The following is a 25468-nucleotide window of genomic DNA, read 5'->3' on the forward strand; positions in this document are numbered from 1 at the left end:
TCGCTGAGCATCTCTAACTCAGTATATCCCCCAGTCCCCCCAACCCGGAGCAAGTCTCCCACTGATTTCACGATTCTTATGGTTGTGGGGCAACTCAATGCCACAAAAAGAAGGCGAATATGTAATTAAGTTTTAATTTAAAAATATATTCAAAGGATGCGAGCTGCGTATTATTTAATTTTTAAGTTAAATAAATATATGCCCCCGTACGTTCTCCCCACTCCCCACTCCCCACTCCCCACTCCCTACTCCCTACTCCCTACTCCCATCGCATACCATGCCGCCCATGCGCGATCCACGAATTACCGCTCTGGCAAAGGTCCTCGTCCACTACAGCACCGGCGTGAAGCCCGGCCAGCTCGTCCGCATCGCCGGCGACCCCGTCGCGATGCCCCTGGTCGAGGCGGTCTACGAGCAAGTGCTCAAGGCGGGAGGGCACCCGCTGGTCCGTCTCAGCCCCGGCTCGTGCACCGACCTGTTCTACGAACACGCCAACGAGGAGCAGCTGCAGTACGTCAACCCGCTGCTGCTCGAAGAAGTCAAAACCATCGACGCGGCCATCGGCTTCTGGGCCGACACCAACACCAAATCGCTCTCGCGCGTCGACCCGAAGAAGCAGGGCCTGTCCTCCGCGGCCCGCAAGCCGATGACCAAGATCTTTTTCGAACGCGCCGCCGCGGGCGACCTCAAGTGGGCCGGCACGCAGTACCCCACACTCGCCAGCGCCCAGGACGCGGAGATGTCGATCGCGCAGTATGAAGACTTCGTCTTCAACGCCGGGCACCTCTTGGCGGACGACCCCGTCTCGGTCTGGCAAGAAATCAGTAAACGCCAGCAGAAGGTCGTCGACTTCCTCACCGGCAAGAAGTACCTGCACTTCCAGACCGCCGCGGGCACCGACCTGCACGTTGACGTCGAGGGCATGACCTGGATCAACTGCGACGGCCACGAAAACTTCCCCGACGGCGAAGTCTTCACCGGGCCGAACCTGTCCGCCGACAACAACTCGCCCGCGCCCGGCGGCGTGCAGGGCGTCGTGAAATACTCCTTCCCCGCCGTGCACCACGGCCGCGAAGTCCACGACATCGAACTCACCTTCGAGAAGGGCCGGGTCGTCGATGCGAAGGCCTCCAAGGGCCTCGACTTCCTCCTGGCGATGCTCGACCAGGACCCGGGCGCCCGCAACATGGGCGAGATCGCCATCGGCACCAACTACCAGATCACCGAGTACAGCAAGAACACCCTCTTCGACGAGAAGATCGGCGGCACCTTCCACGCCGCCGTCGGCGCCGGCTACCCCGAGACCGGCAACGCCAACGAGTCCGGCCTGCACTGGGACATGGTCTGTGACCTCCGCGAACCCGGCGGCGGCGGCACCATCACCGTCGACGGCGAAGTGCTGTCTAAGAACGGCAAATTCGTCTTCGACGGCTGGCCGGGGAACGACTGACCCAACGCTCCAACGCCCGGGGGGTGGCCATCCCCGGGCTTAATTCATTTTTTGTGTGTGTTGCCTTGCCCCCTCTCCCTCCGGGAGAGGGCCGGGGTGAGGGCGGGTTGAAGTTCTTGTGCGTTGGGGCTTGCACAGGTTGATGGTGAGTGCCCTCACCCCAACCCTCTCCCGGAGGGAGAGGGGGCCAAGGCAGCGTCAGTCGTGTGCGCACGGTGGGGCGCACATGAACGCAGAAAATCATCACCGCAGAAAATTTCTTACTCCTTGTCTGTACTCGCTTCCGTGAAACGGGCGGCGTTTTCGTGCGCACGTCTGATGCTTTCCGCCCCCTAGTGTCGGACCACGGTGGCACTCCAGGCGTGAAGGTCGCACAGGCAAGGCACCAAGCACGCCCATACCCGTGGAGCCGGGCTAGCGCACACGTCGGGTGCGTGGCGACGCTTGAGCTCACCACCTTGCCGGGATCGCTCAAGGTCGGAACCCGTCGTCGTTGGTCGAGGGCTTGTGTTCTGGGATTCGTTTCGATCCGATCGCGGAGCTTTGGAGGCGCAAAGGCGCGGAGGAAAACCAAGGCATTAGGTTTTTAAACCAAAGTCTTCCTGCCTTGCTCCGCGTCTCCGCGTCTCTGAAGCTCCGCGATCGGATCGAAACGACAACCCAACTCGCTCACCCCACGCCGGCCACGGTAGCGGGTGTGGCGGGGCGCACGGGTTCGCTCTTTGGAAACTTGAAGCGCAAAAAAAGCCCACGGAATCGATCCGTGGGCTTGGGGCATCCGTGGGATACTGTGGGCAGAAGCTTTACTCGGCACCGGCGCCGACGGCGGCGCTGTCCTTGATGGCTTGCCACTCGGCCTTCGCCGCGGCGAGCTCGGCGTTCCACGCGTCTTGCTCGGGCCAGGGGCCGGGGGTGAAGGTGATGGTCAGTTCACCGTCGTCCAGGCCGTCGATGGTGGGCGGCGTCGCGGCGAGGATGTCCTCGGCGGTCAGGCTGGTCGAGGCGGTGTTGCCTTCGGAGGCGTAGCCCTCGGCACCGGTAATTTCGCCGGGCACCTGGTAGGTCTCGGTCATCTCCATGCCCTCCATCATGGGCGCCATCATGGCCCGCATCTGGGGGTCTTGCATCGAGGGGTCTTCCTTCATGGTGGCGATGACCTGGCCGAGCATGCCGTTGGTCACGGTGAAGGTGCCGTCGGCGAGGCTGTAGGACGAGTCTTCCATGTCGCCGTTGCCGCCGTCGCCGGAGAAGGTGACCTGGTTGATGTCTTCGAAGTAGCCGACGAAGGTGGCGTACTTGAACCCGCCTTCGGTCTTGATTTCGGGTTTGGTGAAGGCGACCCAGCCGTTGTCTTCCTGATCCATCATGTCCGAGGGGTCATCGAGGTTGGCGAAGGGGTCTTCCGGGGCCTGCTGCAGGATCATTTCGCTGAAGCCCATGGTCATGGTCATCTTGCCCGAGCCGTCGGGGTTGATGACCCAGGCCTGCTTGAACTTGACGCATCCCGTGGCGGCGAGGGTCAGGGCCAGGACGCCGCAAAGGGTGAAAAAAGATTTCATGTCTGATTTGCTCCCGAGGTGAGATGATGGGGGAGGGGTCCGTCGGTCTCCCCAATGGTTCCAACGCATTCTACGGCAAAAAACGGCCTCGGCTAAATGCACAGATGGGGGAAGGGGGGAAAAAAATTTCAGATTTGGGGGAACGACCCCGTGTACTTTAGCGTCTTGTTAATACGGGCCGGTGCATTTTTGAAAGGGCACGCATGCTAGGCAAGACATTGCAACGGGTGATCGACCAAAAACTGACCTCCGCCAAAGAACTCGGCGAGCTGGCGGGCGTATCAACGTCCACGGTGTACCGCTGGATCGCGGGTCAGTCCCAGCCGGACTTCGATTCGATCCGGCTGCTGGTGCGTCACCTCCCGGACAACCGGGCACAGGAAGAAATCCTTCAGGCTTTTACGAGCGGCACGGATTGGCTTTGCACACGTTTGGATTTGGAGCTGGACGTGAACGACGACGGACGGATCGACGCAGACGACGCCCTGGACGCCACCATCGAGTGCGTCAAGGGGGCCAGCCAATCCCTCGCCTCCATCCGGGCCCGCTCGCACGAGCCGATGACCTCCGACGAAACGCTCGAGACGGTCGCGCTCCTGAATCACGTCATGAAGCACTGCGCGATCACGCAGCGTGTCCTGGTCGAGATGTCCGAGCAACGCCGCAAGCGCAAGCTCAAACTCGTCAAGTGAATCACGCCTCCGGTGGGTCCGGGGTCTTTCTTGCCAACAACCGCCCGGCATCACGCGTCGCTGCGTGAGCGGGTCTTTTACGTCAACGCCAGCTCGGCGGTGACCAGCGAGTCGTCTTCCGGGTCGGGGGCGATCTCGAAGCCGTGGTCCTTAAACGTCGCGACCATGCGGGGGTTGTTGACTGACGTGGTGCCGTAGACGCGCTGGACATCCATGGCCCGGGCGACATCGAGGCAGCGCTCGGTCAGGGTGAGTCCCAGGCCCTGCCCCTGGTAGCCGTCGGCGACGAGCACCGCGTACTCGGCGGAACGGCCGTCGGGTTCGCAGATCAGTCGGCCCACACCGATCATCTTCTCTTCGCCATCGGGCGAGTCGGCCGGGAGCATGGCGACCAGGGCCATCTCGCGGTCGTAGTCGATGTAGCAGTAACGCGTAGCCATGGCGTGCGTCGTCTTGCCGATGCTCTGGAAGAAGCGGGCCTGCAGCGTGTCGGGGGAGCAGGACGCGACCATGTCGTGCCACGCCGGTTCGTCGGCGGGGCGGATCGGCCGCACCACCACCGTGCTGCCATCGGCCAGCGTGAAGCTTTCTTCGAGCTTGGCCTGATAAGGGTGGATCGCCAAATGGCTGAGCCGGGCGTCGGGGGTGACCGGGGCGTCGTCGGTCATGACGCGGGCGTCGAGGGCGATCGTGCCGGTCGGCCCCACCAGCAGCGGGTTGATGTCGAGCTCGGCGATGTTCGGGCTGTCGGCGATGAGATACGAGAACCGGATCATCGCTTCGATCAACGCGTTCTTGTCGGCCTTGGGTGCGCCGCGGTAGCCCTCGAGCAGCGGCTTGCTCTTGAGGCTGTTGATCATGTTGTCGGCCAGCTTCTCGGTCAGCGGCGGAAGGCCGAGCACGCGGTCCTGCCAGACCTCCGCGGTCACGCCGCCGAAGCCCAGAAGGATGACGCTGCCGAACACCGGGTCCTTGATCGCCCCGAGGATCATCTCGACGCTGTCGCGGGTGTCGATCATCGGCTGCACGGTCGCGCCGTCGAGCTGAGCGTCGGGTTTCACCTCGGCGGCACGCTGCATCATGCGTTGCCAGGCGTAGCGGACGTCGTCCTCGTTGGCCAGGTTCAATCGCACGCCGCCGACGTCGGTCTTGTGGGTGATGTCGGGCGAGAGGATCTTCATCACGACGGGGTAGCCGATGGCCTCGGCGTGGGTGACGGCCTGGTCTTCGGTGGTGGCGATGAGCGTCTCGGCGACGGGGATGCCGTAGGACTTGAGTAGGGCTTTGCCGTCCACCTCGCTGAGGGTCGTGTTGGGGGTGGACAACAGCTCGGTGCGCTTGGGCTTGATCTCTTCGGTTTTGAGCTCGAGCTCCACCGGCACGTCGCGCGGGGTTTCGTAGAGGGCCGCGATGTTGCGTTGGTAGTTGACCAGGTGCATCAGCCCCTGGATCGCACGCTCGGGGGTCGGGTACGCGGGGATGCCGCGTTGGCTGAGCAGTTCGCGGCCCTCGATCACGCTGGCCCCGCCGGCCCAGGCGGTGAGCACGAGCTTGTTGGAGTTGTGCACCACATCGGCAACGGCCTCGGCGGCGGCGGTGGCGTCGGTCATCGCCTGCGGGGTGAGGATCACCAGCACCGCATCCACGTTCGGGTCGTCGGCCACGATGCTGGTCGCCACGGCGTAGCGCTCGGGCGGGGCATCGCCCAACACGTCGATCGGGTTGTTGTGCGACCAATAGGCCGGCAACGCCGCGTTGAGCTCTTCCATGGTTTCGGACGAGAGCTTGGCGAGCGTGCCGCCGCGGGCGATGAGGGCGTCGGTCGCCATGACGCCCGGGCCGCCGGCGTTGGTGACGATCGCCAACCGGCCGCCGCGTGGGACCTTGCGTCGGCCCAGCAGCTCGGCACAGTCGAACATGTCGTCGATCTCGTACACCCGTTCGATGCCCGCCCGGCGGAACGCCGCGTCGTGTACATCGTCGGCCCCCATCAGCGCACCGGTGTGCGACGCGGCCGCCGCGGCCGACTCGGCAAAACGGCCGGCCTTGTACGCGATGATCGGCTTGGTCTTGGTGAACGCCCGCGCCGCCGAGACAAACGCCCGGGCGTTGGCGATCGATTCGATGTACACGAGGATCGCGTCCGTGCCCGAGTCCTGCCCGAAGTAGTCGATCAGGTCGGCGAAGTCGGCCTCGGCCATGTTGCCCACCGACACGAACTGCGAAAACCCGATGCCTTTGCGGATCGCCCAGTCGAGCACACTGGTGCCGAGCGCACCCGACTGCGTGATGAACGCGATGTTGCCCGGCTTGGGCGTGCCGACGGTGAAGCTGGCGTTGAGCCCGATGCCCGGCACGATCACGCCCAGACAGTTTGGCCCGATCATGCGGACGCCGTCGCCCTTGGCGATCTCCGCCAGGACTTCTTGTTCGAGCTTGATCCCTTCTTCACCCGCCTCGCGGAAGCCGGCGCTGATCACGCAGATGCCTTTGACTCCCAGCTCGACCGCCGACTTCACGATGCCCGGCACGGTGAAGGCCGGCGTGCAGATCACCACCAGGTCCGGCACGTTCGGCAGCGCTTCCAGACTCTTGTACGCCGCGATGCCCTGCACCGCTTCGCGTTTGGGGTTGACCGGGTAGACGACGCCCTGAAACCCGCCGCCGATCATGTTGTTGAGCACCGCGTAGCCGACGCTGGAGGTGTTGTCGCTCGCCCCGACGATGGCGACACGCTTGGGATTGAACACACGATCAAGGTTTCGGACCGACATCTTCAAACGCTCCATATGCAAGGAGAATCAGCGATTTACGGGACGCTCGTCCCGCGTCGGCGACACCATAGCACAAGGTGAATTCGTACCTTTTGAGTGGGTTTTGAGTTTTTTGTTTTCCGATCGGGAGCGGCTTATTTCCCGTCCACGGTCAGCGGAATGGTGGCGTTTTTGCCTTCGTCACCGGGGGCAACCTCGGCGGGTTGGTTTTCGATGTGAAGGGCTTTGGCGCGTTGGGTGGACCAATCCTCGACCTTGCGGTCGGGGGCGTCGGGGCCGTCGTGGACGGCTAAAAAATCGTAGCGGTTGTCGCGCTGGGCGGGGGTGAAGCCGGCGTCGCGGATGAGGTGGCAGAGGACTTCTTCGCTGAGGCAGTAGGTCGTGCCGGCCGCACTTACGACGTTCTCTTCCATCATCACGCTGCCCATGTCGTTGGCCCCGTAGTAGAGGCCCAGCTCGCCGATGCGGGGACCCATGGTGACCCAGGAGCTGCCGATGCTGTGGATGTTGTCGAAGAAGATGCGGCTGATCGCCTGGGTACGCAGGTACTCGCTGGCCCCGGCGAGGCGGACGACTTTGCCGGCACGGGGGGCGGCTACGCCGCAAGCGGCTTTGTCGGAGGGATCGACTTCGCCGCGCATCACGGCCTCGGCGAGGACGTCGCCGGGGAAGGGCTCTTCGCTGGCGAGGTCGAAGTCGGGGAGGTGGCCCAGCGGGGTGTTTTCGCGTTGGAAGGGCCAGCTGATGAAGCTGATGTACTTGCCGGGGTAGCCTTGCTCGATCGCCCGGTCCTGGCGGGTGCGGATCGAATTCATGTGCATGATGCGGTCGGCGGCGCCTTCGATATGGCCGAACATCATCGTGCCGGAGGTGTACATGCCGAGCTTGTGCGCAGTCTCCATGACGTCGAGCCATTGCTCAGCCGAGGCCTTGCCCAGGCCGATCTTCCGGCGGACATGCGGCACGAAGATCTCTCCGCCCCCGCCGGGCAACGAGTCCAGCCCGGCGTCCATGAGCAGACGCATGATCGCTTCGAGCTTGGCCAGCCAAACCTCGCGCGGCAGCTCGTGGGATTTCTTCGGGTCGGTCTTCGGGAAGCCGTCGAGGTCGTAAACGGCAACAAACTCGACAAACTCCGGCGGGCTGAAGCCGTGGATGTGAACGCCCGGGAATTCGTTTTTCAATCCCTGAAGCAACTCGACGTAGAAGTCGACGCCGAGGTTCGGGTGCATGCCGCCTTGCAGGAGGACCTGGGTGCCGCCGATCTTCACGAGCTCGCGGACTTTGTCGTGAAGCTGTTCTTTGGTGAGGACGTACGCATCGTCGTCGCCCTCTTTGCGGAAGAAGGCGCAGAAGGTGCACGACGCCGAGCAGACGTTGGTGTAGTTGATGTTGCGGTCGATGACGTAGGTGCGTTTGGCGTCCGGGCCGCTGCCGTGGATGCGGTCGCAGATGGCCGAGGCCCACCGGCCCAGGTCGTGGAGCGGGGCCTCGTGATACAGGCGCAGGGCGTCTTCGGGCGAGAGTCGGGCGTCCCCGGCGACGACGGCTTCGAGGTTCAGTTCGTCGGCTAGGCGTTTGGAATCGGATGAGGTAGAGGGTCGCAACATCTTGATTGGATGTTACGCCGAGGCGGAGGGGAATGCGCAAAAACCACCCGGAAGTTTCCCCGACAGGGTCCGGCAGGTGGTGGAGGTGGGCTTAGGCGGCCTTGGCGGGCGCGTCGTACGCCGGGGCGGGCTGCTTGGCGTCTTGGTCGGCGTGGTCGCTGATCGTTCCCGCGGTGTTCACGGGGTTCTTGAACTCGGCCTGAATCTTTTTGTTGGTGTACAGCTTGAAGAGCAGGTAGAGGCCGTAGGCGTAGCAGGCGACCAGGTAGACGATGACGGCGATGAGGGTGGCTTTGAACAGCATGGCAGGCTTCCTCCACAAAGACGTGGCACGGCGAAATCGCCGAGGGCGATAAGAAGCCATCGGGCGGTCAGGAAGCGGAACTGTAAAAAAAGTCGCGTTTTTGCGGCGGATGGCGGCCCGAGGGGTCACGGGGACGCGAGATCGCTGGGGCGGAGCAGGCAGCCGGCGTCCACGGGGCGGGCGAGGGTGCGGCCGACGATGGGGCCGAGTTCCGCGGCGGGGATGCCGGTGCCGGGGCGTTTCACGGTGAGGTCGTCTCGCTGGAGGACGTGGCCGGCGGGCAGGTCGGTGAGGACGCAAACGCTTTGGCGGGAGATTTTTTGCACGTCGCGTTCGAGGTCGGTGCAGGTCTTGTTGAGCGGGCCGAGCATGCCCGAGGCCCGGCGGACGGCGGCGACGTATTGGCGTAGGCCCTCGGGTTCGACGCTGGCGGCGTGGTCGGGGCCGGGGGCGCTGCGGTCGTGGGTGAGGTGTTTCTCGAGGACCTGGGCTCCGGCGGCGACGGCCAGGGCGCCGGTGTCCAGGGCGGCGGTGTGATCGGAGTAGCCGACGGCGATGCCGGGGAAGCGGTAAGCCAACGCACGCATGCCGCCGAGCGCGGCGTCCTGGTCGGGTGTGGGGTAGGACGAAACACATTGCAGCAGCGCGCCTCGGCTAACGCGTGTGTGTTGCGCCGCGGCGTCGAGTTCGTCGAGTTCGCAGGTGCCGGTGGAGATGAGCATGGGTTTGCCCAGCGCGGCGGCGGCGTCGAGCAGCGGTGTGTTCACCGCGTCGGGCGAAGCGATCTTCACGGCATCGACGTCGAGTGTGGCCAGGTCGGCGACATCGTCCGGACTGAACGGCGTGACGATGAACTTAACGCCACATGATTCGGCGAATTCGCGCAGCGGCTGCAATTGCTCGGCCGACAGCGTGAGTTTTTCCAGCAGCGACTTCGCGTCGTTGGCTTTGCCTTCCTGGTAGCCCGCGAGCAGCGCTTCATTCGAGAGCAAACGGTCGGGGTGGAAGAGCTGGAACTTCACCGCGTCGGCCCCGACCGCAGCGGCGGCGCGGATGAGTTGGGCGGCGCGGTTGGGGTCGCCGTCGTGGTTGACGCCGATCTCGGCGATGACCATCACGCGCGGCGGGTGCTCGGCGTCGGCGGGGGCGAACATCGGCTTGCTATCGGCTTGGCCCATGCGGGCATCGTACCGGCTGGGATGTCTTGGCTCCCTCGGCCCTAATCATTTCCTTTGCACTCACGGGTGGCCGGGGCTGAGGCTCGGTTAAGCCCCGGAAGCGAGCAGCTCAATCTCACCCTTGGACACCCGTTCCGGGGCATCGCGGACTCTGCCCCGGCCACCCGTCGGCGTGATGGAGTTGGGTAACCGCGGTGTTGACCGGGGGCGGGGTGGTCGATACCTTACTTGGCTCTGCGGAAGGTGGTGCCTAAACTCTGGCTTCCTCAGCGACCGGGTAGCTCAACGGTAGAGCATCGGCCTTTTAAGCCGCTGGTTCTGGGTTCGAATCCCAGCCTGGTCACTCTAAAACCCTTGACGTGTCGGCAGTTACCGGCAGGCGTCAAGGGTTTTTTTATGCACCCAAGGCGTCAGTCGGGTCGTTGGTGGCGGCGGGATCGGAGCCGAAGAGGGCGGCGAAACGGGCTTCCAATTCGGCCAGTTCCTGGGCTTCGCGTTCGCGGGTTTCGGGGGTGGTGAGACCCGGGCGGTATTGCGTAGCCAAGCGTTCGACGCGCTGGTGGGCGGCGTGCACCTTGTCTTCGGAGAGCCGGCCCGACTGCACGGCGGCGACGATCGCGTCGACGGCGCGCACCACGAGGTCGGGGTGGTGACACACCAGCATGAGATCGACACCCGCGTCCACGGCCCGCACCGCGGTGTCCTCGATCGGGGCGTGGTCGGCGATGGCTTTCATCTCCAGGTCGTCGCTGATGACCACGCCATCGAAGCCCATCGCTGTCCGGAGCAACCCCTGGATGACCTCGGAGCTGAGCGTGGCGGGGGTGTTGTCCTCGGGCGAAGGGTTGAGGGACTCGAAGACAATGTGGGCGGTCATGATCGAGGCGATGCCGTGGTCGATGGCGTGCTGGAAGGGGGGGATCTCCATGATGTCGAGGCGTTTACCGCCGTGGGGCAGGCGGGGGAGGGTGAGGTGGCTGTCCTGGCGGGTGTCGCCGTGGCCGGGGAAGTGCTTGCCGCAGGCGGCGACGCCGACGGATTGCATGCCTTGGGCGAGTGCGGTGCCGCACTCGGCCACGCGCTGCGGGTCGGCGCTGAACGCGCGGTCACCGATGACGGGGTTGTCGGGGTTGGTGTCGACGTCGAGGACGGGTGCGAAGTTGAGGTGGATGCCCAGCGCCTTGAGTTGCAGCCCGAGGAGTCGGCCCAAGTCGTGGAGCTGTTCGGGGGTGGCGGTGCGGCCGAGGGTCGCCATGGGGGGCGAGACGAAGAACCCGTCGCGGAGTCGGGCGACGCGTCCGCCTTCCTGATCGATGGCGATGAGGGCGTGGGGGCCGTGGGCGTCGTGGATCGCGGAGCAGAGCTCGGCGGTTTGATCCGGGGTCTGGATGTTTTTGGCGAATAGCACGACCCCGCGTAGGCCGGCTTCGAGCATCTGACGCACCTGCGGCGAGAGCGTGTGGCCGTCCCAACCCGCCAGAAACAGCCCGCGCACCACGCGCTCCAGCGACGGCGGGTCGGGTGTATGGGGCGGGGCTGGCGTGTTCATGGAATGGCCGGTTCGGGGTTTGAAGGGATGCAGCGAGCAGAGATTAACACCCGTCCCAAATCATAAGTTGAACACCGGTGTTCCAACGCAAAGGTCCGCAGGGGTTATCAATCAAATCGGTCGAGAACGGACGTAAACCGCTTGGATATAGGGGATTACCGGATATTTATCCCGTGTGCCGAGCTTTGCCCATCCCTTGGAGGGCGTGTAACCCGCATATTTCGAACGGTTTAGCTAATGCACCCGTTTCGCCTCAAACCCGTGGTCTTTCCAGCATTCCCATTAAGCACGACCGTTGCATGCCCGATCCACTTGCATGAGAGAGGGGGCAGTTCAGCCGACCCAGTTGTTATTCCAAGGACCTGCTCATGCATAGTTGCATTAAGAAGTTGCCCCAACGCTCAAGCGGTGCCGTGATGTGCCTGCTTGCCGCCCTGTTGATGGTGTTCGCCACACCGGCGGCCGGTAATGTCACCATCGAAGGCGTGACCAAAGGCCAAGTCGTCACCGGCGAGATCGAGGTCTCCGCCACAAGCTCGGCCAGTCGCCTGGTCGATCTGATCCTGATCCTCACCGGCCCCGAGGGCACGGAGTTGATCAGCCGCAGCACCACCCCCCGAGTCCACCTCGTGGCCGACCCCGCCAACCCCATGAAGGGCATGGCGTGGGACTCGACCCAAGCCGCTTCCGGCAAGTACACCCTGGTGGCCTACAGCACCTCCCGCCAACGCACCGGCCGCAAGGTCGAGTCGACGTTTGTGAACTTCACCGTCGACAACCCCGCGCCGCAGCCCGTGGCGACGCCCGCGGTTGACGAGCCCGTTGTCGAAGAACCCGTCGTTGAGACCCCCGTGGTCGAAGAGCGGCAAGCACCTGTCGCGCAGCTGCCCACGGGTGACGAAGCCGCCGGGAACGGCCAGGCTGATGAACCCGAAGTGACCGAGACCGAAACGCCGGAGCTCGTTGAAGCGGTCAAGCCGGTGGTGCCTCAGGTGCTGCCTTCGCCCACCGTGCCTCAAGACGAGGTCGTGGAAGACGCGACCGTGGCGTTTGCCGCCGACACGCCCGCCGAGCGGGTGATCGGTGATACGGCTTCGGTGAAGATCGAAGTGGCCAACGCCGGCGCTAACGCCGACGTGCTGTTCCTGGTCTGGGACCTGGGCAAGCAAGAAGTGGTCCCCGGGATCTCGGCGACGATGGACGTAGCCAACCCCGTGGTGCCCGCGAGCCTGCTGGACCGTCTGCCGGTTGGCAACATGGAGCTCCAGGCCCACTACCGCGAAGGCGGCAAGATCGTGATGTCCGCCAAGCAGGCGATGCTGAACACCGAGCCGGTGAAAGTGGACATCCCCTCCGGCCCCAGCGCGATGCCGACGGTCCGCTTCTCCGACAACCTGCCTACGACTTACACCCGTGGCTCGGGCCAGGGCCTGAGCTTCGAGGTCGCCAGCGCGATGCCCGCCAAGGGTGACGTGCTGGCCATCGCCTGGTCGATCGACGAGGGCCGTCTGGTCCCCGGCTTCGCCCAGGTGTACACCCAGGGCCCGTGGACGATCACCTCGGACCTGCTCGACCTGCTGCCCGATGGCGTGGTCGAGGTTCAGCTGCGTCCGCGTTACGACGGCAAGATCATCGGCAAGGTGGTCCATTCGATCACCGTGAAGAACACCGTCGTGGCCGAGATCCCCAAGCAAGACGACCCCACCGACAACGGTGGTGAAACCGGCGCAGAAACGCCCGGCGACGAAACCCAGGCCGACACCGGCGAGGAAATCACCGCCGAGGTCCCGGTTATCGATGCGACCCCCGAACCCGAAGCGCCCAGCGTCCCCAGCGACGCCGGCCCGGTGGAAGTGGCCTTCTCGGCCGACACCCCGTCGCGCTACACCCAGGGCTCGGGCGATTCGATCGCACTGGACCTGCAGGGCAGCCTGCCCGCCGGCGGCGACGTGCTCATGCTCATGTGGCACAAAGACCGCAGCGAGATGGTCACCGACTTCGCCCACGAACTGAGCGGCAGCAGCCTCCAGGTCAGCAACTCCAAGCTCGACGCGGCCCCCGCGGGCAACGTGGAACTGCAGGCGCTTCTGCGTGTGCCCGGCGAAGCGCTGGTCATCAGGAAGCGCTCGATCTATCTGGTCGACCCCAACGCCCCCGAAGAGGAGCAGGTGCCCGAAGACACCGGCAACGACTACGGTGACCTCAACCTCACCTCCGCCGGCTTCACCCAGTTCACCAAGAGCGCCGACACCCGCGTGATCTACGTCGCGGCCAACGGCAACGACAACAACGACGGCCTCTCGCCCGCCACCCCGATGCGGACCGGACGCGAGGCGTACAAGAAGCTGCGTCACGGCAAGCCCGACTGGCTGCTGTTCAAGGCCGGCGACACCTTCCGCGGCAACCTCGGCACGATCTCCAAGTCGGGCCGCAGCGCCAACGAACCCATGCTCATCGGTGCCTACGGCGACGGGCCCCGCCCCGTGATGCTCTCGCCCAACGGCACCTGGGCCGAGAAGTTCTTCCAGACCAACGGCGACTACGTCTCGTTCGTCGGCCTGCACATCATCGCGGAGAACCGGGACTACACCCGCTCGGGCTTCAACGCCAGCGCGATGACCCAGCAAATCTGGAACGCTCAGGCGATCACCTTCCTGGGCGACTCCAAGGGTCTTCTGATCGAAGACTGCATCATGGAGTACTTCAAGTTCGCCATCGTCGTGCAGTCCAACAAGGACAACGGCTACGCCCGTGACGCGAAGATCCGCCGCAACGCGATCCTCAACAGCTACGGCCACTGGAACAAGGCCGTTGCCGGTCACAGCTCGGGCATCTTCGGTGCCTACCTCGACGGTTTGCTGATCGAAGAAAACGTGCTGGACCACAACGGCTGGACCACCCGCGTCAGCGGTGCCGGCAAGACCAAGTTCAACCACAACATCTACGTGCAGGACAACTGCACCGGCAACTCGCTGGTCCGCGGCAACATCATCACCAACGGCTCGGCCCACGGCATGCAGCTCCGCTCCGGCGGCGACGTGATCGACAACCTGTTCGTCGGCAACCCGCTGGCGTTCTTCGTCGGCCGCTACGAGTCGGACGTGCTCAGCAACGTCGTGCTCAAGTCCCAGGACCTGGGCCCCGGCGAAGACGTGCGTGGCCACGGCATCGAGATCCTGCCCTGCCTCAACGCACGGGTCCAGGGCAACATCGTCAGCCAGAAGCAGGGCTCGGCCGACTTCGCCTACGCCATCGGCTTCAACTACGAGCCGAAGTACGTGGACTTCCTCAACGGCCGCCCGTTCAAGGCGTCGCTGACCGACAACAAGATCTACAAGTGGCCCCGCAGCCAGGGCCGGGATTCGGCGATCAAGTTCGGCACCCAGCCGCAGATGACCGCCAACGCCCGCAACGCGCTGGACAAGGCCTCGGGTGGCGCAAGCGACCCGCCGTGGATCGACCCCGAGCGTGATGTCGAGTCGTACATGAAGTCGATCGGCAAGAGCGCCTCGCTCGACGCCCTGGTGCAGGCCGCGGCCTTCCGCCCCCGTGGCCAGTGGGCCAAGGAGTTCTCCGCCAACGCCGTGAACACCTACATCCGCCGCGGCTTCGACGTCCAGCCGTTCGACTAAACCAAGTCGGCCGGTCCACCCAGAAGTGAACCTCGTTCCCCGTAAATCAGTATGAACCCCACCGGGCCGGCCTCGTGTCGGCCCGGTTTTTGCTTTGACTGGGGAGAGTCGGCTACGGCGTGTTCTGTAGGTCAGGCATGCCTGCCTGACGCGGGGTGAGCATCTGGGTGTCAGGCAAGCATGCCTGACCTACGCGAAACCCCTCGATCTGGCACGAGATCACCTGACCAAAACGCTGGGTTTTCGTGCGACACCCGCTCGGATTGGCCGATAATAGCCGTGAGCAAAAAAGGGGTTTGATTCGGTCGATACACTAGGAGATTGCGGCTTAATCCCCGCCCGCCGCCACAGGGGCCACTCCCGCCCCGGCTGTGCCCCGACCGTGGGAGGAAAAGACGACATGAAACCGCTCCGCCGGTGCGCACAACTCGATCAGGGAAAAGCCATTACGGTTCTTCATCGCCCGGGTCGCGTCAAGCGGTCGGCGGCCGTGCAGCCGTGTCCAGGAGCCGCGTTTTGACGTCTGATAACGCCCCGAAATCCGCCGATGCGCCCCTGCGTGTGGGCTACATCATCCCCGAGTTCCCGGGGCAGACCCACGTGTGGATGTGGCGCGAGATCGTGCACATGCGCGAGGCCGGGGCCGACCTGCACCTGTTCTCCACCCGCCGCCCCCCCGAGCGGGACAAGGCCCGGCACGACTTCGCCGAGTCCGCCGCCGCCGAGACGACCTACCTCTGGCCGATGTCGGCCGGGTCGATGGTCTCGTCACTGGCCTGGGCGCTGTTCACCAAGCCGCTGGGCCTGCTCAAGGCCGTGCGCTGGGCGATGACCCTGCCGGTGGAGAAGAAGCCCAACCTCAAGACCATCCTGCCGCTGGTGATCCCCGCCTGCGGCCTGGCCCGCGAGATCAAAAAGCGCGGCCTGACGCACTTCCACTCGCACACCTGCTCGAACAGCGCGATCCTGGCCATGCTGGTCAACGCGCTGCAGGGCACGCCGTATTCGTTGACGCTCAACGCCAACATCGAGTGGTGGGGCGGCGCGATGGCCGAGAAGTTCGGCCGGGCCGACTTCACCATCGCGATCACCCAGTGGCTCGAAGCCCAGGTCCGCCGCGACTACCCCGAGCTCCGCGACGACCAGGTCGTGCTCGGTCGCATCGGCGTGGACACCAAAAAATGGACCCCGTCGCCCGAAGCCAAAAACACCGGCGACGCGCTGAAGATCATCACCGTCGGCCGGCTCCACACCAGCAAGGGCTACGACGTCTTGCTCGATGCGCTGGGCAAGCTAAACACCGATGGCGTTGCTTTCGACCTGAAAATGATCGGCGACGGCCCGGATCGGCAAGACCTCGTTGATCAGACCGAGCGTTTGGGTCTCAACGACCGCGTGACCTTCACGGGTTCGCTGGGCGAGGGCGAAATTATCGAGGCGATGCGCACGAGCGATGTGTTCGTGCTCTCGTCGCACGCCGAGCCTTTGGGCGTCGTGTCGATGGAAGCCATGTCGATGGAAGTCGCCACGATCGCGACGGATGCGGGCGGTGTGGGTGAGATCATCACCGATGGTGAAGATGGCAAGCTCGTGCCCCCCGGCAACGCCGAGGCGCTCGCCGCGGCGATCCGTGAACTCGCCGAGAACGATGAGCTGCGTGAACGCCTGGCCAAGGCGGGGCGTGCCTCGATCATCCGCAACTTCGACTCGCGTCGCGGCGCCGCGACGCTGTTCGAGCGTCTGACCGGGAAGCGCCCCGATGCGCTTCTGGCAGTGCTTGACGAGCCCGATCATGCTGCGGCTCAACCCTCATCCACCGCGGAGGCTGTCTCGCATGGCTAAGCCGCGCGTGCTGCTCATCGCCGAGCAGGCCAACCCGGAATTCGTCAGCGTGCCCCTCGAGGGCTGGTCGCACAGCCAGGCCCTGGCCCAGGTGGCGGATACTCACTTGGTGACGCAGGTGCGCAACCGCGAAGCGATCCTCAAGGCCGGCCTGGTCGAGGGCGACGACTTCACCGCGATCGACTCGGAAAAAGTCGCCGCACGCATGCACAAGCTCTCGGGCATCCTGCGCGGCGGCAAGGGCAAGGGCTGGACCACCGTCATGGCGCTCAACGCGGTGAGCTACGCCTACTTCGAAAAGCTCGTCTGGAAGCAGTTTGGCGAGGCGATTAAGAACGGCGAGTACGACATCGTCCACCGCCTCACGCCGCTGAGCCCGACGCTGCCCAGCAAGCTCGCCAAGAAGTGCAAGAAGGCGGGCGTGCCGTTTGTCTGGGGGCCGATCAACGGCGGGGTCGCGTGGCCCAAAGAATTCAACGCCGCCCGGCGGGCCGAGCGCGAATGGCTCAGCTACGTGCGCGACGCCTACAAGCTCCTGCCCGGCTACCGCGCGACCCGCCAAAAAGCCCACACGATCATCGTCGGCTCCACCGCGACCTACGAACAGGTACCAGCGATCTATCACGACAAGTGCGTCTACGTCCCGGAGAACGCGATCGACCCCGGCCGATTCGTGGCGCGTCGGTCGCGCACCGTGCAGCCCGGCGAGCCGATCAAGCTGGCGTTTGTCGGACGCCTCGTGCCGTACAAGGGTGCGGACATGCTGCTCGACGCGGTCGCGCAACTGGTGCGCGAGAAACGCGTCACCGTCACGATCATCGGCGACGGCCCCGAACGCGGGAAACTCGAAGGCATCATCGAACGCGAAAACCTGGCCGAGGGCGTGAACCTCGCGGGCTGGGTCGAACACAGTCAGCTGCAGCACACGCTCGCCGAGCACGATGTGTTTTCGTTCCCCAGCATCCGCGAGTTCGGCGGGGCGGTGGTGCTCGAAGCCATGGCGGTTGGTTTGGTCCCCGTGGTCGTGGAATACGGCGGGCCGGGCGAACTCGTCACCGAGCGCACCGGCTACCGCGTGCCCATCGGCAGCCGTGAGAAGATCGTTGAGGACGTCCGCGCCGCGATCACGCAGATCGCCGACGCTCCCGAACAACTCGAGCCGATGTCGGCCGCGGCGATCCGGCGCGTCGAACAACTATTCACCTGGCCCGCCAAGGCGAGTCAGGTCGCGCAGGTGTACGCCCACGCTGCGGGTCAAACGAATGAACGTCCGGACTTCGGCATGCCCTTGCCGGATGTCGAAGCGCAGCCTTCGAGTTCGTCGTCGGTTGAAGCCGGGTCGCCTTCTGAGCCCGTCGGGGCGTCGGGGGGTGGCGCGTGAGTGCAGGCGCAAACAACCCGTTGGCGAACGCGATGTCGGTCGATACCGGGTCGGGCTTGGCCGAGGTCGAGTTCCCCGATGTGATGGACCCGCCGGTGTCGCCGATCGAGCCGGAGCCCGAGCCCCGGCAAGAGAAGCGCGGGCTCAAGCAGCGCGCGATCAGCGGCGGCCTGTGGACCGGCGTGAGCTTCGGCGGCAGCCAGGCGCTGGCGCTCTTGAGCAACATCATCCTCAGCCGGCTGCTGGTGCCCGAGCACTTCGGCCTCATGACGCTGGTCACCGTGATCGTCACCGGCCTGAACATGTTCTCCGATGTCGGGATCGGCCCGAGCCTCATCCAGAACAAGCGCGAAGACGCGGGGTTCTACAACACCGCGTGGACCATGCAGGTCTTCCGCGGCTTTGTGCTGTGGCTGGTGGCCTGCGGGTTGGCCTGGCCGTTGTCGCTGATCAAAGAAGACTGGGCCCCGCTGGCGTGGCTGCTGCCCGTGGCGGCGATCACGTGCATCTTCAACGGGCTGCGCTCAACGGCGTGGTTCACCGTCAGCCGGCGTTTAGACATCCGTTTGATCGCGGTCGTCGAGCTCACCACCGCGGTGGTCCGCATCGTGACGATGGTGCTCGTGGCGTTCTACATCTCCCGCTCGGCGTGGGCGCTGGTTGCGGGCCTGCTCATCGGCAGCCTGCTCACCTGCGTGCTCAGCCACCGCATGATCCCGGAGATCAAGAACCGCATCCACTTCGAGCGTGACGCGTTCAAAGAACTGATCCACTTCGGCAAGTGGCTGTTCCTCAGCACGCTCATCACGTTCCTCGCGGGGCAGGTCGACAAGTTCCTCATCGGCGGCTTGATCTCGACCTCGATGCTGGGGCTGTATTTCATCGCGTCGCGCTTGGCGGACCTGGGGCCGATGTTCTTCAAGAAGCTCGGGGTGTGGGTCGGCTTCCCGGCGCTCAGCGAGCTGTATCGCAACGAACCGGAACGCTTCGGCTCGCAACTTTTGAAGATGCGGATGGTCATCACGCTGCCGATCAACGCGCTGCTGGTGTGCATGATCCTCACCGGGCCGGCACTGGTCGTGTTGATGTTCAACGACGAATATGTGCAAGCCGGGCTTCTCGTCCAGATCATCGCGATCGGCTCGCTGGCGGGCATGGTGACGACGCCCTACGGCCACGTGTACATGGCCAGCGGGCGAACGAAATACAACATGCTGTCCGTGCTGGCGCAGTTCATCATCATCACCACCGCCACGCTGAGCGGCTACGCCCTGTTCGGCGAGATCGGGTTCTTCTACGGCATCGGCGCGTGCCAATGGCTGAAATACATCGCCGACTCGGTACTCGTCCACCGCTGCGGGCATTGGCAGTGGCGTTTCGACTTCGCGGTGCTGGGCGGCAGCTTGGCGCTGGGCTTGCTCGCGTGGTGGTTGTCGCCCGAGGTGACGGCCTGGGCGCATCAGGTCGATCCCTGGCTGACGGAGCAGTTTGTGTCGTTCAAGCAATGGGTCAAAGGGGGTGAGGGATGAGTGAGCCGAACGCCCCCGAGCTGTCGGTGCTGATGGCGGCCTACAACGCCGAGCGCTACGTCGCCGAGACGCTGCGCAGCGTGTTGTCGCAGACGTACGAAGATTTTGAATTGGTGATCGTTGACGACGGCTCGACCGACGGGACCTCGGAGATCCTCGAAGCCTTCGCCACCAGCGACCCGCGGGTACGCGTGATCACCGGCCCCAATGCGGGCGTGCCCCAGGCGGCGAACGTCGGGCTGGCGGCCTGCCGGGGTGAGTTCGTCGCACGCATCGATGCCGACGACATCGCCAAGCCGCGCCGGTTCGAGGTGCAGCTGCAATACATGAAGGACCACGACCTCGTGGCCTGCGGGACGTGGCACGACTTCATCGATGAGCACGGCCGGCTGCTCAAGATGCTCGAGACGCCCGTCGACGACGCGACGATCCAGGACAAAGCGCTGCGGGGGCACGGCTCGATCTGTAACCCGACCTCGATGTTCCGGCGTCAGGCGCTCGTGGACCTCGGCGGGTACAGCGAAGACATGCCCGTCGCGGAAGACCTGGACTGCTGGCTACGCCTCGGCGAGGTCGGCAAGCTCGGCAACGTCCCCGAATGCCTGGGCCAGTACCGCCTGCACAGCAGCTCGATCAGCGAGGTGCGCTGCGCTTCGCAGCGTGAGCACGCCCGCATCGCCTGCGAGCGTGCGTGGGAACGCCGGGGGATTCAGGGCACGTTCGAAGCGGCGGGCCTCTGGCGGCCCGGTGAAGACCGCGACTCCCGCCACCACTTCGCGATGGAGTACGGCTGGTGGGCGTTCAAGAGCAAGCAGTACCAAACCTCGGCGGCCTACGGCTGGCGCGCGGTGAAACTCAAGCCGTGGCACCCCGGCGGGTACAAGATGATCCTCGCGTCGTTCACCAAGGGCGGGGCGAAGAACGCGCCCACCGACGATTCGTTGCCCGCGGGGCAGGGGGTGCCGGCATGAATGACGCCGTGAACCCACGTCCCAAAGTCTTGTTCATCGGACGCGGTGCGCCATGGTCCGGCGGCGCGGGCTACCTCGTGCGCCAGAAGATGTTCCTCGACGCGTTCACGAGCTTCGCGGACGTAACCGCGGCGATGTTCGAGCTGTGCCCCGACGATGTCGAGGCGGGCGTGTTCGACGGCGGCTGCGAGCGTGTGGTGGCGCTGCCGCGTTGCCCGCTGCGTCGCGAGGGCCGGTGGGAGATGCTGCTCAAAGACTCGATCAGTAAGACGCCGCGCAACATGCGAGGCTTCGACGGCGAGGCCGCGCAGGTCGTCATGCAAACGCTCAAGCCCGATTCGTTCGACGCGGTATTCTGCTACCGCATCGACACCGCGGCGTGGTCGGGTGTGCTGGGCCGATCTGACTTGCTGCTGGACATCGATGACCCCGAACACGCACGCACCGCCCGCCGGGTGGAGCTGTGTGGCGAGACGCCCGATGCGCGGACGCTGCGGGACATGGCCAAGGTCAAACGCTTCGAGCTCGACGCCGCGGCCTCGGCCCGCGTCTCGTTCGTGTGTCAGCCCGTGGACCGCGACCGCTTCAACGATCCCAAACCCGAAGTCGCCCCCAACGCGGTGCAGACACCCGACGAATACCCCGGCTACCAGCCCGACCCCGACACGCTGCTGTTTGTCGGCAACCTCAACGCGGGCATGGAGAACCCCAATGTCCAGGGGCTGATGTGGTTCCTCGATGAGGTTTGGCCGGCGATCAGCGAGAAGCGCCCCGACACGCGGCTGCGCATCGGCGGGAAGACCTCGGCGATGGTCAGCGAACGCTTGGATGAACTGCCCGGGCGGGTGGAGCGTTTGGGTTTCGTACCCGACATGGCCGAGGCGGTGCGGTCGGCGGCGGTGAACCTCGCGCCGATCCAGTTCGGCACGGGCACGCGGATCAAGGTCCTCGATGCGCTGGCCAACGGTGGGGCGGTCGTGGGCACGACGCTGGCCTGCGAGGGCATCGGCGTGGAAGACGGCAAGCACGTGCGGCTGGCGGACACGCCCGAGGCGTTTGCCGACGCGTGCGTCGAACTGTTGAACGACCCCGGGCGGGCGGCGACAATGGGGCGGGAAGGCCACGCGCTGATCCGTGCCGAGTACAGCACCTCGGCCCACGTGCCGCGTTTGGCTCAGCGGTTTGCCGAGCTGATGGGCGTGACGTTGGGGGAGCAGCCGGGCCCGGGAACCCCCGGGAGCGAGACGAAACCAGTGGCGGACGATCAGGACGCGTCGGATCAGGGCGACGCGGTGGAACACGGGGCGGAAGCGATCAGGACGAATTGATGGACGCGATGCGGATCAATTTTGTGTTGCCCGAGGCAACGCGTGCCGGCGGCGTGCGGGTCGTGGCGACGTACGCCCAGCGGCTGGCCGAGCGCGGGCACGAGGTGACCGTGGTGTCGATGCCGCGCCGCCTGCCGTGGAACCTGCGGCTGCGTCGCGGGCTGAAGGGCCAGGGGTTCTCGTCGATCTGGAACCACCCCCAGACCTACTTCGACGACCTGGACAACGTGACCCACCACATCATCGAGCAGCCGCGTCCGATCGTCGATGCCGACCTGCCCGATGCGGACGTGACGATCGCGACATGGTGGAAGACCGCGGACTGGGTCAACGACCTGTCGCCGAGCAAAGGCGCCAAGGTGTACTTCATCCAGCACGATGAGCGTCACGTCCACGGCACGGCCGAGGGTGTGATCCCCACCTGGAAGCTGCCGCTGCACAAGATCCTGGTCGCCCAGTGGCTGGACCCGGTGTTGCGGGCCGAGGGTGTGACGGACGACTTGGAGGTGGTGCCCAACGCGGTGGACGCCGAGAAGTTCCAAGCCCCGTCGCGCGGCAAGCAGGCCAAGCCGACGGTCGGGCTGATGTATTCCGATTCGCATTTCAAGGGCGCCGACGTTTCGCTGGCCGCCTTCGAGAAGGCCCGCCAGCAACTTCCCGGGCTCGAGCTCGTGGCGTTCGGCAAGGACGATCCGTACCGCGACATGCCGCTGCCCCAAGGCGCGCGCTACGAGCAGGACCCGACGCAGGAGACGATCCGCGAGGTCTACGCCAGCTGTGACGCGTGGCTGTTCGCCAGCCGTTGCGAAGGGTTCGGCCTGCCGATCCTCGAAGCGATGGCCTGCCGGACGCCCGTGATCGCGACGCCCGCCGGTGCCGCGCCCGAGCTGGTCGGCCAGGGCGGCGGCGTGATGGTCGGCATGGAAGACGTGGACGCCATGGCGAAGGCCATCCTCGAGGTCGTTCGCCTCGACGACACGGCGTGGCGGGCGATGTCCGACCGGGCCCACGCGACCGCCACGAGTTACACCTGGGACGACGCGACGGACGCGTTTGAGCGGTCGCTGCGCCACGCGGCGGGGCAACCCAACGAGAGCCGAAAGGAGTTGGCATGTACCAGATAGCCCAAGCGGTGCTGTGGGGCTGGGTCCCCTTGGTGCTGGTGATGTTCCTGATCATGCCCGCCCGCCGTGCGGTGGTGGTGGCGTTGATCGGCTCGTGGCTGTTCCTGCCGCAGCTGGCCTACTCCGTGCCGCTGATGCCGGACTTCACGAAGGTCACCGCGACGTCCTACGGCATCATCCTCGGTGCGCTCATCCTCGACCCCAAGAGCCGGGTGCTGAACTTCAAGCCCATGCTCATCGACATCCCGATGGCGGTGTGGGTGATCAGCCCGTTCTTCTCGTCGATCACCAACGACCTGGGCCTCTACGACGGGGCCGCGCAGATCGTGGACAAGTCGATCACGCACGGCCTGCCGTACCTCATCGGCCGGCTGTACTTCCGCACCCCGGACGACGCCAAAGAGTTCGCGATGGGCCTGCTGGTCGGCGGGATGTTGTACGTGCCGCTGTGCCTGTACGAAATCCGCATGAGCCCGCACCTGCACGAGATGATCTACGGCTTCCGCCCGCTCAACGACTGGCAGCAGGTCAAGCGGTGGGGCGGCTGGCGGCCGATGGTCTTCATGAAGCACGGCCTGATGGTCGGCGTGTGGATGACCACCACCGCGGCGATGGCGTTCTGGCTGTGGCGCACCCGGGCGATCAAGGACATCTTCGGCGTGCCCATGGCGATCATCGGCCCGATCATCATCATGACGGCGATCCTCTGTAAGACCACCGGCGCGGTCATGCTCTTCGGCATCGTGCTGGTCGCGATGCTGGCCGTCCGCTACCTGGACATGAAGGCCCTGCTCTACGCGATCATCTGGGGCATCCCGGTCTTCCTGCTCCTGCGCGTCACCGGCCTGTTCACGGGCGAAGGGGTGGCGGAGATGATCGGCTCGGTCTTCCCGCCGCTCGAAGAGCGGGCAAGCTCCTTGCAGTACCGCCTGGACCACGAAAACGCGATCGTCGGCCGAACCTACGAAAAACCGCTGCTCGGCTGGGGCGGCTGGGGCGACGCGTTCCAGGTCTACCTGCCCGAGTACAACTCCCGCGCTGTGCCCGACAGCCTCTGGGTCCGGGCGTTCGGCGAGGGCGGCATCATCGGCCTGACGTCGCTGTTCGCCTACAACCTCATCCCGCCGCTGGTCCTGCTCATGAAGATGAAGCCCAAGGAGTGGTGCAGCCCGCGTTGCGCTCCGATCACCGGCATGGCCATGATCATCCTCATCTACGTGATGGACTGCATGTTCAACACGATGGAAAACCCGGTCTTCATCGTCGCCATCGGCGGCGTCTCGACCATGGCCGCCTGCCTCTCCCGAGACAAGGTCAAGCGCGTTCAGCCCGTCGATGCGGGCCCGCCGCTGGCTTCCTCCGGTACACCCGACGACGGCGGCGACGATGATCTGAGCAGCGACGACCCGCTGATCCTGATTGATCCGCCGATCGATCACGACCGGCCGCTTGGGGGGGCGACGTGATCGAATCCCCGCCGTCCATCCCGACCGAGTCGTCGACGGCGTCGGACGCTGGCAACAGCGAAGCGACCGCGACCAACCCCGCGACCACGGTCCGCATCGTGATCGTCAACTTCCGCACGCCCGGGCTGACCATCGACTGCCTCGCCTCGCTCGAGCCGGAGCTGAAGGCGCTTCCGGGTGCTCACGTGGTCGTCGTCGAAGGCGGCAGCGGTGACGACTCGGCCGAGCAGCTGCAAAAGGCGATCGATCGGCACGGCTGGTCGTCGTGGGTCACGCTGGATGTGCGTGAAGACAACGCCGGTTTCGCCGGGGGCAACAACGCCGCGATCGTGCCCGCCTTGGCCGAGTCGCCCGCGCCCGACTTCATCCTGCTGCTGAATCCCGATACGGTGGTCCGCCCCGGCGCGATCGTCGAGCTGCTGCGGTTCATGGACGAGCACCCCGAGGCGGGCCTGGCGGGCAGCCGACTCGAAGACCCCGACACCACGCCGCAGCAGTCGGCGTTCCGCTTCCCTTCGATCGCCAGCCAACTCGAAAACACGCTGCGCCTCGGCGTGGTGAGCAAGCTGCTCAAGCGCCGCATCGTGGCCATGCCCGTCAGCGACGAACCGCACCGTTGTGATTGGTTGGCCGGCGCGAGCCTGATCGTCCGCCACGCGGTGTTCGAAGCCGTGGGCCCGCTGGACGACGACTATTTCATGTATTTCGAAGAGACCGATTTTTGCCTTGCCGCGCAGCGGGCGGGATTCGAGGCTTGGTATGTCCCCGCCAGCCGGGTGGTTCACCTGGTCGGGCAGGCGTCGGGCGTCACCGCCAAGAACGACACCGCCAAGCCCGCCAAACGCCGCCCCGCGTATTGGTTCGAGTCGCGCAAGCGCTACTTCGTGAAGAACCACGGCAAGCTCGCCGCCACGCTCGCCGACGCCGCGTGGATCCTCGGCTTCTCGCTCTGGCGCACCCGCGTCAAGCTCACCGGCCTGCCCGACCGCGACCCGGAAAAACTCCTGGGCGACTTCGTCCGGCACAGTGTTTTTGTGAGAGGTTTCAAAACCTAAACGCCGCCTGCGGCTCAGCGCTGC

17 protein-coding genes and 1 tRNA gene are annotated in these 25468 nt (G+C 65.2%); 12 read left to right on the top strand and 6 right to left on the bottom strand.

The window, feature by feature from the left end; genetic code table 11:
• Positions 1-286: 286 nt before the first annotated feature.
• Positions 287-1450 (top strand): aminopeptidase, encoded by a 1164-nt coding sequence (locus tag HNQ40_RS11335; RefSeq protein ID WP_184677947.1) that lies wholly within the window; start codon positions 287-289, stop codon positions 1448-1450.
• A gap of 803 nt (positions 1451-2253) precedes the next feature.
• On the opposite strand, the gene HNQ40_RS11340 is transcribed toward HNQ40_RS11335, so the two are convergent.
• Positions 2254-3009 (bottom strand): hypothetical protein, encoded by a 756-nt coding sequence (locus tag HNQ40_RS11340; RefSeq protein ID WP_184677948.1) that lies wholly within the window; start codon positions 3007-3009, stop codon positions 2254-2256.
• A gap of 203 nt (positions 3010-3212) precedes the next feature.
• On the opposite strand from HNQ40_RS11340, the gene HNQ40_RS11345 reads away from it, so the two are divergent.
• Positions 3213-3701 carry a helix-turn-helix domain-containing protein gene (locus HNQ40_RS11345; RefSeq protein ID WP_221435496.1) on the top strand — a complete coding sequence of 163 codons (489 nt, stop codon included), beginning with the start codon at positions 3213-3215 and terminating at the stop codon, positions 3699-3701.
• Between the two features lie 77 nt (positions 3702-3778).
• Here the strand turns inward: HNQ40_RS11345 and HNQ40_RS11350 are convergent, their stop codons facing one another.
• The 4 genes from HNQ40_RS11350 to HNQ40_RS11365 all read right to left on the bottom strand — a co-directional run bounded on the left by HNQ40_RS11350 (position 3779) and on the right by HNQ40_RS11365 (position 9567).
• Entirely contained in the window at positions 3779-6475 is a 2697-nt protein-coding gene (locus HNQ40_RS11350) for a bifunctional acetate--CoA ligase family protein/GNAT family N-acetyltransferase (RefSeq protein WP_184677950.1), read from the bottom strand.
• A 134-nt stretch (positions 6476-6609) separates the two neighbouring features.
• Positions 6610-8085 carry a radical SAM protein gene (locus HNQ40_RS11355; RefSeq protein ID WP_184677951.1) on the bottom strand — a complete coding sequence of 492 codons (1476 nt, stop codon included), beginning with the start codon at positions 8083-8085 and terminating at the stop codon, positions 6610-6612.
• 91 nt (positions 8086-8176) lie between these two features.
• Positions 8177-8389: a hypothetical protein gene (locus HNQ40_RS11360; protein WP_184677952.1), complete on the bottom strand. Its 213-nt coding sequence runs from the start codon at positions 8387-8389 to the stop codon at positions 8177-8179.
• Between the two features lie 125 nt (positions 8390-8514).
• Positions 8515-9567, bottom strand: coding sequence for an N-acetylneuraminate synthase family protein (locus HNQ40_RS11365; protein WP_184677953.1), 1053 nt, complete (start codon positions 9565-9567; stop codon positions 8515-8517).
• 271 nt (positions 9568-9838) lie between these two features.
• Between HNQ40_RS11365 and HNQ40_RS11370 the strand changes: the two genes are divergently transcribed.
• Positions 9839-9910 (top strand) — tRNA-Lys (locus HNQ40_RS11370).
• A 51-nt stretch (positions 9911-9961) separates the two neighbouring features.
• On the opposite strand, the gene nagZ is transcribed toward HNQ40_RS11370, so the two are convergent.
• Positions 9962-11116 (bottom strand): beta-N-acetylhexosaminidase, encoded by a 1155-nt coding sequence (gene nagZ / locus HNQ40_RS11375; protein ID WP_184677954.1) that lies wholly within the window; start codon positions 11114-11116, stop codon positions 9962-9964.
• A gap of 389 nt (positions 11117-11505) precedes the next feature.
• On the opposite strand from nagZ, the gene HNQ40_RS11380 reads away from it, so the two are divergent.
• The 9 genes from HNQ40_RS11380 to HNQ40_RS11420 all read left to right on the top strand — a co-directional run bounded on the left by HNQ40_RS11380 (position 11506) and on the right by HNQ40_RS11420 (position 25444).
• The gene (locus tag HNQ40_RS11380; protein ID WP_221435497.1) at positions 11506-14748 is read left to right on the top strand and encodes a right-handed parallel beta-helix repeat-containing protein; all 3243 of its coding nucleotides are present in this window, start codon (positions 11506-11508) and stop codon (positions 14746-14748) included.
• Positions 14749-15264: 516 nt separating this feature from the next.
• Positions 15265-16590 (top strand): glycosyltransferase family 4 protein, encoded by a 1326-nt coding sequence (locus HNQ40_RS11385; protein WP_184677955.1) that lies wholly within the window; start codon positions 15265-15267, stop codon positions 16588-16590.
• Positions 16583-17971, top strand: a complete 1389-nt coding sequence (locus HNQ40_RS11390; protein WP_184677956.1) for a glycosyltransferase family 4 protein — start codon at positions 16583-16585, stop codon at positions 17969-17971. The genes HNQ40_RS11385 and HNQ40_RS11390 overlap by 8 nt, the downstream gene beginning before the upstream one ends.
• Positions 17968-19500, top strand: a complete 1533-nt coding sequence (locus HNQ40_RS11395; RefSeq protein WP_184677957.1) for an oligosaccharide flippase family protein — start codon at positions 17968-17970, stop codon at positions 19498-19500. The genes HNQ40_RS11390 and HNQ40_RS11395 overlap by 4 nt, the downstream gene beginning before the upstream one ends.
• Positions 19497-20471, top strand: a complete 975-nt coding sequence (locus HNQ40_RS11400) for a glycosyltransferase family 2 protein (protein WP_184677958.1) — start codon at positions 19497-19499, stop codon at positions 20469-20471. Before HNQ40_RS11395 ends, HNQ40_RS11400 begins: the two co-directional genes overlap by 4 nt.
• On the top strand, positions 20468-21799 hold the full coding sequence (locus tag HNQ40_RS11405; RefSeq protein WP_184677959.1) for a glycosyltransferase family 4 protein: 1332 nt from the start codon (positions 20468-20470) through the stop codon (positions 21797-21799). Before HNQ40_RS11400 ends, HNQ40_RS11405 begins: the two co-directional genes overlap by 4 nt.
• On the top strand, positions 21799-22923 hold the full coding sequence (locus HNQ40_RS11410) for a glycosyltransferase family 4 protein (RefSeq protein ID WP_221435498.1): 1125 nt from the start codon (positions 21799-21801) through the stop codon (positions 22921-22923). Before HNQ40_RS11405 ends, HNQ40_RS11410 begins: the two co-directional genes overlap by 1 nt.
• A complete protein-coding gene (locus HNQ40_RS11415; protein WP_184677961.1) occupies positions 22911-24389 on the top strand; it encodes an O-antigen ligase family protein in 1479 nt (492 codons plus the stop codon). The genes HNQ40_RS11410 and HNQ40_RS11415 overlap by 13 nt, the downstream gene beginning before the upstream one ends.
• Positions 24386-25444 (top strand): glycosyltransferase family 2 protein, encoded by a 1059-nt coding sequence (locus HNQ40_RS11420; protein ID WP_221435499.1) that lies wholly within the window; start codon positions 24386-24388, stop codon positions 25442-25444. The genes HNQ40_RS11415 and HNQ40_RS11420 overlap by 4 nt, the downstream gene beginning before the upstream one ends.
• Positions 25445-25468: the final 24 nt, after the last annotated feature.

The sequence above is a fragment of the Algisphaera agarilytica genome, from assembly GCF_014207595.1.
Lineage (GTDB): Bacteria > Planctomycetota > Phycisphaerae > Phycisphaerales > Phycisphaeraceae > Algisphaera > Algisphaera agarilytica.

What these genes read in the sequence shown, in the direction of transcription:
- HNQ40_RS11415 (WP_184677961.1), top strand. Translation starts at nt 22,911, where the DNA reads ATGTACCAGATAGCCCAAGCGGTGCTGTGGGGCTGGGTCCCCTTGGTG.
- HNQ40_RS11345 (WP_221435496.1), top strand. Translation starts at nt 3,213, where the DNA reads ATGCTAGGCAAGACATTGCAACGGGTGATCGACCAAAAACTGACCTCC.
- HNQ40_RS11355 (WP_184677951.1), bottom strand. Translation starts at nt 8,085, where the DNA reads ATGTTGCGACCCTCTACCTCATCCGATTCCAAACGCCTAGCCGACGAA.
- nagZ (WP_184677954.1), bottom strand. Translation starts at nt 11,116, where the DNA reads ATGAACACGCCAGCCCCGCCCCATACACCCGACCCGCCGTCGCTGGAG.
- HNQ40_RS11350 (WP_184677950.1), bottom strand. Translation starts at nt 6,475, where the DNA reads ATGTCGGTCCGAAACCTTGATCGTGTGTTCAATCCCAAGCGTGTCGCC.
- HNQ40_RS11335 (WP_184677947.1), top strand. Translation starts at nt 287, where the DNA reads ATGCGCGATCCACGAATTACCGCTCTGGCAAAGGTCCTCGTCCACTAC.
- HNQ40_RS11400 (WP_184677958.1), top strand. Translation starts at nt 19,497, where the DNA reads ATGAGTGAGCCGAACGCCCCCGAGCTGTCGGTGCTGATGGCGGCCTAC.
- HNQ40_RS11360 (WP_184677952.1), bottom strand. Translation starts at nt 8,389, where the DNA reads ATGCTGTTCAAAGCCACCCTCATCGCCGTCATCGTCTACCTGGTCGCC.
- HNQ40_RS11410 (WP_221435498.1), top strand. Translation starts at nt 21,799, where the DNA reads ATGGACGCGATGCGGATCAATTTTGTGTTGCCCGAGGCAACGCGTGCC.
- HNQ40_RS11390 (WP_184677956.1), top strand. Translation starts at nt 16,583, where the DNA reads ATGGCTAAGCCGCGCGTGCTGCTCATCGCCGAGCAGGCCAACCCGGAA.
- HNQ40_RS11405 (WP_184677959.1), top strand. Translation starts at nt 20,468, where the DNA reads ATGAATGACGCCGTGAACCCACGTCCCAAAGTCTTGTTCATCGGACGC.
- HNQ40_RS11340 (WP_184677948.1), bottom strand. Translation starts at nt 3,009, where the DNA reads ATGAAATCTTTTTTCACCCTTTGCGGCGTCCTGGCCCTGACCCTCGCC.
- HNQ40_RS11365 (WP_184677953.1), bottom strand. Translation starts at nt 9,567, where the DNA reads ATGGGCCAAGCCGATAGCAAGCCGATGTTCGCCCCCGCCGACGCCGAG.